The 8,143-nt window shown below is 72.4% G+C and carries 5 protein-coding genes and 1 pseudogene; 3 read left to right on the forward strand and 3 right to left on the reverse strand.

Translation table 11 applies throughout. The annotated features are described in order from the left end of the window. From B0W88_RS27410 to B0W88_RS27420, 3 genes are all read right to left on the reverse strand, one after another. On the reverse strand, positions 1 to 729 hold a 729-nt coding region (locus tag B0W88_RS27410), incomplete at its 3' end, for a hypothetical protein (RefSeq protein WP_144007002.1). Positions 730 to 819: 90 nt separating this feature from the next. Next, positions 820 to 1,617: an aspartate/glutamate racemase family protein gene (locus B0W88_RS27415; RefSeq protein WP_077037743.1), complete on the reverse strand. Its 798-nt coding sequence runs from the start codon at positions 1,615 to 1,617 to the stop codon at positions 820 to 822. Further along, positions 1,614 to 2,759: a pepsin-like aspartyl protease gene (locus B0W88_RS27420; protein ID WP_083749105.1), complete on the reverse strand. Its 1,146-nt coding sequence runs from the start codon at positions 2,757 to 2,759 to the stop codon at positions 1,614 to 1,616. The genes B0W88_RS27415 and B0W88_RS27420 overlap by 4 nt, the downstream gene beginning before the upstream one ends. Positions 2,760 to 3,143: 384 nt before the next feature. Between B0W88_RS27420 and B0W88_RS27425 the strand changes: the two genes are divergently transcribed. From B0W88_RS27425 to B0W88_RS27435, 3 genes and pseudogenes are all read left to right on the forward strand, one after another. Further along, entirely contained in the window at positions 3,144 to 5,855 is a 2,712-nt protein-coding gene (locus B0W88_RS27425) for a LuxR C-terminal-related transcriptional regulator (protein WP_144007003.1), read from the forward strand. Between the two features lie 28 nt (positions 5,856 to 5,883). Further along, positions 5,884 to 7,143 carry a cytosine permease gene (locus B0W88_RS27430; RefSeq protein ID WP_077037746.1) on the forward strand — a complete coding sequence of 420 codons (1,260 nt, stop codon included), beginning with the start codon at positions 5,884 to 5,886 and terminating at the stop codon, positions 7,141 to 7,143. 94 nt (positions 7,144 to 7,237) lie between these two features. Continuing rightward, a pseudogene (locus B0W88_RS27435) lies at positions 7,238 to 8,143 on the forward strand (hypothetical protein); the annotation flags it as partial.

The raw sequence follows: 8,143 nt of genomic DNA on the forward strand, positions 1-8,143 counted from the left end.
CACCTGGGCCAGCGTGGCGGCGGACAGCACCTCGAAGTCCGCCTGCCCGATCACGACCCTGGCCCGCACGCCGTGGCGGCGGAAGAAGTCGACCAGGCGGGGCAGGTCCTGCAGCAGCCGCTCGGCCACCAGGCCCGGTGCGCTACCGATGCCGCGGAAGGTGTAGCGGCGCGGTGATCCCGGCGCCGGGCCGGCCTCGTGGGCGTAGTCGGGGCAGACCGGGCAGAGCAGGTCCACCGGCTCGCCGGCCAGGCCGCGGGCCAGCACGAGGGCGAAGTCGCGCAGCGCCTCGCCGCGCCGCGGCACGACCCGCGCCTGGCCGAACAGCTCCTCCAGTTCCTCCAGCATGCCGCCGGGCAGGGCGGCGAGCTCGGGCGGCAGTTGCGGCCCCAGGCGCAGTTGGTGGGCCGGCAGGTCCTGCAGCAGCAGGGCGGCCAGCGAGGGCCAGCCGCCGGCGAACTGCGGCAGCTGCACCTGCCCGGGGTCCGCGTCCCAGCCGATGTCGGGGTAGCGCTCGCGCAGCGCCAGGTAGAAGGGCAGGTTGCGCGGCGCGTTGGGCACCTGGGCCGCCCGGCCGCGGAAGCGCTCGTAGATGCCGCGCAGGTGGGCCACGGCATGGGCGTCGGGCGCGTGCGCGGGCTCGCGGCGGCGGCGGCCGCCGACGGGCAGGCCGATCGAGCGGCGCAGCAGGGCGTGGCTGATGTCGCTGGGGATCAGGGCGGATTGCATGGGTCCTCGCTTTCCGAACAGGCAGGGTCAGGCGCTCACCGGGCCGGGCCCGGCGGCTGCTTCAGGGGGACGGGGGAACACGGGGTCAGGTCAACCGGGCGGCACCTCGATGCGGGCGCCGAAGCGGTAGGGGGCCTGCAGCAGGCCGAAACGCTTCAGTTCGTCGTCGGGCGGCGGCTGCAGGCTCCAGCGCTGCGAGGTCTGCCAGTGGCACAGCCGGCGCAGCTCGGCGGCATGCTCCGCGCACTTCAGCGCGGCGATGGCCGGGTCGATGACGGGCACGCCGACGATGTCCTGCACCGTCTGGTAGAAGCCCACCTCCAGCGTGCAGCCGAGCACGATGGCCTCGGCCTGGTCCTCGTCCACGGCGCGGCGGGCCTGCTCGACGATGCGGCGCTCGGTCTCCTCCCGTCGCGCCACCATCTCGGTCACCCCCAGGCCCAGCGAGCGGAACGAGGCCAGCTGCCCGTCGAAGCCGTAGCGCCGGATCGTCCGGTGCATCTGCTCCTGCCATGTGCGCCGGCCGATGATGACCGAATAGCGGTTGGCCAGGCGCAGCGCCGTCTCGATGGCGGCCTGGCAGGGGCCGATCACCGGCATGCCGCGGGCGGCCTGGCGGGCCTCGTCCAGCGCCGGGTCGTAGAAGCAGCCCAGGGCCAGCGCGTCGTAACCCTCGCGGGCGGCCTGGCGGGCGGCCAGCATCACGTCGCGGGCCACGAGCGTCTCGTAGACACGGTATTCCAGGTGGTCCATCGCGCCGACCTGCGGGTCCAGCGAGGCGACGGTCACGTCCACGCCCCGCGCCCGGTAGGCCGCGGCGACCGCGGCGAAGGTCTGGTCGTAGGCCGGCACGCCCACGCAGTTGAGGTACATGATCTTGCTTGTCATCGGATCACCTTCGGCCCGCCGCGCTTGTTGAACATCAGCGTCGTCCCGGGCGACACGCGGTAGCGCCCGGGGCTGCCGCTCACCTCGAAGCGGTAGACGGTGCAGACATGGTCCAGCAGCACCGAGCCGGCCAGCACCAGCCCGTCGTAGCCGGCCAGCGGCTGCAGGTTGGCGGTGGCCTGGCCCTGGCCGTGGCCGGCCTCGATCTCGCCCAGGTACTGCCCGGGCTCCAGCACCAGCGTGGCCGGCCGGCCGCTGGCGCGGTGCCGCCCGACCGAGAGCGACAGCGCGGGCGGCTGCCCGTCGCGTTCATGCTGCAGGCCCACCTGGCGCAGCGCCTCGGCCAGCAGCAGCGGGTCGCCCTTGAAGTGGGAGGCGCCGGTGTCGTGGCAGAAGAGCACGTCGCGCGCCACCTCCACCGCGCCCACCCGCCAGCTGCGCAGCGGCGTGGTCCAGATGTAGTCCAGCCCGTCGACGTAGGGCGAGAAGGGCAGCTCCACCGCGCTGGACGGGTCCACCGCCGCGCTGTCATAACGCCCGATCTCGACGGTGCCGGTGCCGCTGGCCGGGTCCATCAGGAAGGAGACGAACGCGTCTTCCGGCGCCAGCAGGCCGGCATTCAGCAGCGCTTCGACCAGGTGGGTGGCATGCGGGTCGGGTGACAGGCCGTTGGGGATGCCCAGGCCGCCGTCCCAGTTCAGCTCGCAGAACTGCTCGCCGTCGCAGCGGATGGCGCCGTGCAGGCGCAGGCGCAGCGCGGCCGAGTCGTCCGGCAGGGCCAGCAGCTCGCTGCCGGGCCGGGCGCGCATCTCGCCCCAGTGGCCGAAGTCGATGCGCAGCGGCTCGCCACCCTGGCCGCGGTAGCTGGGGCTGGCGGCCGGCTCGAACAGCCGGCGCGCCGGCATCATGCAGGCCTCGCTCTCGCATTCGGCCAGCATCACCCAGCTGAAGCGCGCGCCGGTGTCGATGTTGAGCTTGAGCTCGCGGGCGCCGGCCCCACTGCCGATGCGCACCGTCGAGTACCAGGGGCTGGCGCCGTTGTCCTGGTAGGGGCCGCGCCGGGCGGGCCAGCGCAGCCGGGTGGCCGGGTGTTGGCGCAGCAGCACCGGGTGTGCTGCACGCTCGAAGACAACTGCACTCATGGTCTCCTCGCTGGGGTCAGGTCTTACGTCGGCGCCCCGGGAAGCGGTCCAGGGGCGCCATGGCCCCGAAAAGTAGAGGCGGCGCCGGAGCGTGGCAAACGATTTGATGGGCGGGTGCGGCCCCCGCGCCGCCCTACCTGGATGGAGCACGACGCCGCCTTGTCAACCCACTGCAACGGGTTGCGCCGGCGCCGGCGGGCAGGGCGGCCGGGTATCCACTCCCGCGATGTGCAATGGCCTCGGGGCACCCCGGGCTTTCTCTGGGGAGGCCGGTGGCGGGGCGCGGTTAATCTACCCGTTTGGGTAGGTGTTTGGTCATTGCAATCCCAAACACTTGGGGGCGTGACTGGCATCATCAGCAGCAGCAGCGTGAGAGCCGGATGAATGCCTGAGAAACCCTCGCAACGTAACGCCTGGATGTGGGTCGGCAAGCTGACCCCACCCCAGGTGAAGCTGGACAGCGTCCAGCGCGATGCTCTGCTCAGGCGGCTGTTGCAGAGCCATCTCGTGCCGCTGGCGCTGATCGTCTCGCCGGCCGGTTTCGGCAAGACCACGCTGCTGGCGCAACTCCACGCGCAACTGCAGCAGCGCAATGACGACGGCGGCGCCACCGCCTGGCTCACGCTCGACGAGGCCGACCGCGACGAGGCCGGCTTCCTCTCCTACCTGCTGCTGGCCATCGACCGCGCCGGCATCGACCTCGGGCCGCTGGCCCGCCGCGTCCACGAGCAGAACAGCGACGGCGACCCGCTGCGCACCGTCTCCGCGCTGCTGCAGGCCTTGCAGCGGGCCCAGCGCCGGGTCACGCTGATGCTGGACGACTTCCACCGCGCCAGCAGTCCCGCCGTGGATGCCATCGTGCGGGCGCTGGTGGAGCGCGGCGCGCCCTGGCTGCGCCTGGTGGTGGCCACCCGCTGGCGGCCCAACTGGCCGCTGGCGACGATGAAGGCCTGCGGCCAGCTGCAGGAGATCCATCCGGGCGAGCTGGTGCTGTCGCTCAGCGAGACCACCACCGTGCTGGGCAGCGGCATCGACCCCTTCGAGGCCTCGATCATCCATGCCCGCACCGAGGGATGGGCGGTGGCGATCCAGCTCGCGCGGCTGTGGGTCCACGAAGGGCCCGGAGCCACCCACGGACTGCAGGCCTTCTCGGGCCGCGTGACCGAGGTGGCCGAATACCTGACCGAGCAGGTCATCGCCAAGCTGCCGGACGACTGCCAGCAGTTCCTGGTCGAGACCTCGATGTTCGAGCGCTTCAACGCCGAGCTGGCCGACGTGGCCCGCGGCCGCACGGACAGCGCCGGCATCCTGGCGCGGCTCTCGGGCATCGACTCGCTGCTGGTGCCGCTGGACGCCTCGCGCAGCTGGTTCCGCTACCACCAGCTGTTCGCCGACTTCCTGCGCCCGCGCCTGGCCCGCCAGCGCGGCCGCGAGATCCACCGCGCCGCCGCCCCCTGGCTGGCCGAGCAGGAGGACTGGCCGCTGGCCGTCACCCACGCGCTGGCCGCCGGCGACGTCAAGCTGGCCGTGGCCTTCATCGCCAAGGCCGGCGGCTGGAAGCTGGTGCTGCACATGGGCATCCAGTACACGCGCCGGCTGCTGGAGCATTTCGACGACGTGACCCGCCGCAGCGAGCCGCAGCTGCTGCTGATCCAGGCCTATCTGCATGCCAAGCACGGGGACGAGCTGCTGGCCTTCGAGCTGCTGCGCATGGCGCGCGCCGGCCTGCAGCGCGAGCCCGATGCTGCGGCGGAGCACGACCTCATCGTCATCGACGCGCTGGTGCACAGCTACTTCGACCACCTGGAGGTTTCCAAGGCCTGGCCGCGCACCGGCGACGCCGCCAACCAGTACCTGCCGGACGACCCGCTGGGCCAGGCCACGCTGCTTTGCGTCAGCGCCGTGTCGGCGGTGGCGCTGGGCGAGATGCCCTCGGCCATCGAGGCGGCCCGCGCCGCGCGCACCCGCATGCGCCTGGTGCGCAGCCCGCTGGGCGAGAACTTCTGCCTGCTGCACGAGAGCCAGGCGCTCAGCGTGATGGGCCACCTGGAGCAGGGCCGGCTGATGGTGGACGAGGCGGTGGCGCTGGCCGATGCCAACTTCGGCACCGACTCCTCGCTGAAGGCGCTGGTGGGCTGCTTCAAGGCCCAGCAGCTGTTCTGGGAAGGGCGCTGGCAGGACGCGCAGCCGCTGATCCAGTCGGTGCAGGAATCGCTGCTGCAGGTGGACGGCTGGCTGGACGTGTTCGCGATCATGGCCGAGGTGGCCTGGCGCATCGCGGTGCGGCACGACGGGGTCAAGCAGGCGCTGGCCATGCTGGACGACACCGCGCTGCTCGCCCGCCGGCGCAACATGCCGCGGCTGGAGCGCATGGCCCGGGTCTGGCGCATCGACCTGCTGGCCCAGTCCGGCATGGCGGCCCAGGCCCGCAAGGAACTGGCCAGCACCGGCCTGGACAAGGCGATGGCTTCGGCCTTCGCGGGCGAGGCGCCGGTGGACTGGCGCTTCCTCGAGGCGGCGGCGCTGGCCCAGGCACGGCTGCAGCTGGCCGGCGGGACCGCGGGCTCGTCGATGGGGCGCGCCAGGCTGCGCCGCGCGGCCAAGCTCCTCGAAGGGCTGGGCCTGCAGCTGCCGGCCTGGCGGGTCAAGCTGATGAGCCTGGTGCTGGAGCGGCGGCTGGCCGGCGACGGTGCGGTCGAGGGCGATGCCGAATCGGCGCTGACGCCGATCCTCGAACACAGCCTGCACGGCTTCCTGATGGAGCTGGGCCAGCAGGTGGTGCCGGTGGTGCAGCGGCTGCCGGGGCCGCTGTCCACCCAGGTGCAGTCGGCGCTGCAGAAGTTCGGCAATGGCTCCCGTGCGCAGCGGGCCGCCCATTGCAGTGCCAAGGAGCTGGAGGTGCTGAGCCTGCTGGTGGCCGGCCAGCCGAACAAGCTGATCGCGCGGGCGCTCGGGATCTCGGCGGATACGGTCAAGTTCCACCTGAAGCAGATCTACCGAAAGCTCAATGTGGACAACCGCAGCGCGGCGGTCAACGTGGCGATCCGGCAGGGGCTGGTGAGCGACGTGGCAGTGCCGATCGCAGCACAGGAATAGCAAGCAAGGGTCGACGGGGAGGGGAGAGATGTCGAAGGCGGATTCCGAGAACAGCCTGGACTGGCTGGGACTGGCCACGATCTGGTTCGGCGGCATGGTCAGCGTGCCGTCGCTGTTCATCGGCAGCACGCTGATCGCGGGCCTGAGCTTCACCGAGGTGCTGCTGGCCGGGCTGGTCGGCTTCTCGGTCGTCGCGGGCTTCATGAGCCTGGAGAGCGTGGCCGCCGTCGACCAGCGGCGCAACACGGTGGAACTGGCCTCCAGCGCCTTCGGCCGCAGCGGGGCGAACCTGGTGCTGGGGCTGGCGCTGGGCCTGTCACTGCTGGGCTGGTTCGGTGTGCAGGCGGCGGTGGCGGGTGCCTCGTTCGCGCGCATCCTGAAGATGTCTTTCGCCCAGGTGGTGCCGGCCTCGGGCGCCTCGCTGCTGATGGGCCTGCTGATGATGCTGACCGCCGTGTTCGGCTTCCGCCACGTCAAGTGGCTCAACTTCATCGGCGTGCCCTGCAAGATGGCGCTGCTGGCCTACGCGATGGTGGTGGCCTTCCAGAGCCACAGCTGGGCCGTGATCACGCAGTACCGGCCGGCGCCCGAGCACCGCATCGACATGCTGACCGCGATCGGCCTGTGCATCGGCTTCTTCTCGGTCGGCGGCGTGGTCTCGCCCGACTACGCGCGCCACGCCCGCACGCGGCGCGACGCGATCCTCGGCTCGGTGCTGGGCCTGCTGCCTTCGGCGATGGGCATGGCCGCCTGCGGCGCCATCCTGGCGGTGATCCAGCAGACCTACGACATCGTCGAGATCTACGCCCGCATGGGCATGCCGGTGCTGGCCCTGTCCATCCTGATCCTGGCCGCCTGGACCACCAATGTGATGAACGCCTACTCCTCCGGTCTGGCGCTGAACGGCCTGCTGCACTGGCCCGCCACGCGGCGGCGCACCGCCACGCTGATCGCCGGCGTGATGGGCTCGCTGCTGGCGGCCAGCGGCATCCTGGACCATTTCACGAACTTCCTGATGCTGCTGACCGCCACCGTGCCGCCGGTGGCCGGCGTGATCGTCTGCGACTACTGGCTGGCCCGCAGCTACCGCGCGGACGAGGCGCAGCGCCGGCCCTGGCAGGCCCAGGGCATTGCCGCCTGGGTCTGTGGCGTGGCGGCGACGCTGCTGCTGTCGCACCCGATCCGCTCGATCGTCGGTATCGTCGTTGCGGCGGCGGTGTTCTATCTGCTGACGGCCCTGCAGCAGCCTCGCGGGTCCGGGCGAGAATGGCGCTCGCCTTCCAGTTGAAGGCCTGCTTGCTGCTTGACGGTCGAGGGCCGCTCGGGCCTGATCGATCCTTCCATGACGCACAAGACAACAACAAGACGGGATGCCTGCTGAGATGGCGGGCCAACAGAAGAGGCTGTCGCTCGGGCTGCTGATCTCGCTGGGCGTGCACCTGCTGCTGCTGAGCCTGGCCTTCGGCGGCGGCGGTTCCGGGCTGCCGGGCCTGTCCTGGGCCTGGCTGCAGCGGCGCACCGAGGTGCCGGAGCTGCAGGTCGTGCTGAACAACGCGCCGGTGGCCACCCGAGCCACCGACAGCGGGCCGGCCGGGGAAGCCATGCCGGCCGCGGAGGCGCTGCCGGAGCCGCCGGCCCCCGACAACGAACCCGAGCCGCTGCCCGACGGCAGCGGTGTGATCGCGCTCACCACGCCGGTGCCGCAGAGCTGGTCGGTCCCCGCGGCCAGCCTGCTCCCGCGGCCGGCGGTGGCGGCCGCCTCGGCGGCGGCATCGGCGCCTGCGCCCGTCAGGCCGATTCCGGTGCCGGAGTCCCCCCGCGTCGCCGAGGCGGCCGCTTCGCAGGCCGCGGCCGACGCTGAGCAGCAACAGCGGCGCGAACAGGCCGCCGAGCAGGCGAGGGCGGCCGCCGTGCGCCAGGAACAGGAAGCCCGGCTGGCCCAGCAGGCCCGCCAGGCGCAACTCGCGCAACAGGCCCAGCAGGCGCGCGAACAGGCGATCCTCGACGAGGCCGCGCGCGTCGAGGCGCAACGGCTGGAAGACCTGCGCCAGGCGGCCGCACGCGAAGCCGCTGCGCGGGAGGCATTCGCTCGCGAGGCCGCTGCACGGGAGGCGGCCGCTCGCGAGGCCGCCGTGCGCCTGGAAGCAGAGCGGCAGGCCGCCGTCCGCGCGGAGGCCGACCGACAACAGGCCGCGGCACGCGCCGAGGCCGAGCGGCAGGCGGCGGCGCGGGCAGAGGCCGAACGGCAGGCCCAGGCCGCTGCTGCGGCAGCGGCAGCGGCAGCAGCC

Origin of the sequence: Pelomonas sp. KK5 (genome assembly GCF_001984095.1) — a bacterium.
Classification (GTDB): domain Bacteria; phylum Pseudomonadota; class Gammaproteobacteria; order Burkholderiales; family Burkholderiaceae_C; genus KK5.

Coding starts and splice junctions, on each gene's coding strand:
- B0W88_RS27415 (WP_077037743.1), bottom strand. CDS start 1,617: ATGACAAGCAAGATCATGTACCTCAACTGCGTGGGCGTGCCGGCCTAC.
- B0W88_RS27420 (WP_083749105.1), bottom strand. CDS start 2,759: ATGAGTGCAGTTGTCTTCGAGCGTGCAGCACACCCGGTGCTGCTGCGC.
- B0W88_RS27425 (WP_144007003.1), top strand. CDS start 3,144: ATGCCTGAGAAACCCTCGCAACGTAACGCCTGGATGTGGGTCGGCAAG.
- B0W88_RS27430 (WP_077037746.1), top strand. CDS start 5,884: ATGTCGAAGGCGGATTCCGAGAACAGCCTGGACTGGCTGGGACTGGCC.